The 1,150-nt window shown below is 35.1% G+C and carries 1 protein-coding gene; it reads left to right on the forward strand.

Going from position 1 to position 1,150, the window contains the following annotated elements; translation table 11 throughout:
- Positions 1 to 720 (forward strand): carboxypeptidase-like regulatory domain-containing protein (locus HPC41_RS05925; protein ID WP_172393117.1); only part of this gene is annotated, 720 nt, incomplete at its 5' end.
- Positions 721 to 1,150 lie beyond the last annotated feature (430 nt).

The raw sequence follows: 1,150 nt of genomic DNA on the forward strand, positions 1-1,150 counted from the left end.
TTTATCACAAACTTATCTTCTGCACAAGATCTGAAAGGTACGATTAAAGATAAGCATTCGGGTGATATTCTTATAGGTGTTTCGATCAAAGGAGCTTCGCGCAGCAACTATTCCGATGGTAATGGCAAATTTATATTGTCGGGCATTAAGCTTGGAGATACAATCACCTTTTCTTCAATCGGATATCGTGAGGAAAAATATATAGTTGGTAATAGCAATCGTGATAATCTGGTTATATATATGGAGCAAACAGCAATTTTGTTGGATGAAGTCAAGATCAATCCTTTAAGAAATTATAAGGCTGATTCCTTAAAGTTTCGGGAAGAATTTGGCAAGACCTTCAATTATAGCAAACCCAAATTTAAAGACATTTTCATCACCAAAAACTATTCTTCAAATGTCCCGAGACACCCTAATCAGGCGAGCAATAGTACCACCTCGCTGATTAGTGTCGATGTGCTTTCTGTTATTTCTATGTTAGGGAAAAAAAATAACCCACAATCCAAGCTCCAGCAGAAATTAATAAAGGAAGAAGAAGAGCAATATCTTGATAACACCTTTTCAAAGCGTATGGTTCAAAATTTGACGGGCCTTAAAGGTGACTCTCTACAAACTTTCATGCAGTTGTACCGTCCGAATATTTACACAGTAAAATACATGTCCGACTATGATATTATCCTGTATATCAAAAAGAGTTATCAAGAATATATCAAGCCTTAAGTAGCCTTATCGTCTGAACTACTCTTTTTTTGTTTTGATAATGTCATGACTACTATTGCTATTTGGGATATGAGCATAATTGAAAGCCCACGAGTAAAAGAATCAGCGCCTCCATTTATACAGCCAAAAAATATCCATGATACCTCAAGAACCATTAGGCAGCACATTAGTTTTCTAAAGATTGATTCCATGATTTTTCGAATTGGCAACTTTTTCCTACAAATCTCTCTTATACCAATTTAAGCAAATAAATACTGTATTGCAAAATTTAAAAAAGAGAACTTTGCCATGAGTGGTCCATTAACCTCCCCATTCCCGTCATTCACCGAGTTTTCCTGATCGTTGATCTAAAGCCCATAGGCTAAGAATCTATTGTGTTGTAGTTTTGAATCAACAAATAAGAACAACAGAACTAACACAATAAAATAAA

The sequence above is a fragment of the Sphingobacterium prati genome (assembly GCF_013167215.1).
GTDB classification, from domain to species: Bacteria; Bacteroidota; Bacteroidia; order Sphingobacteriales; family Sphingobacteriaceae; genus Sphingobacterium; species Sphingobacterium prati.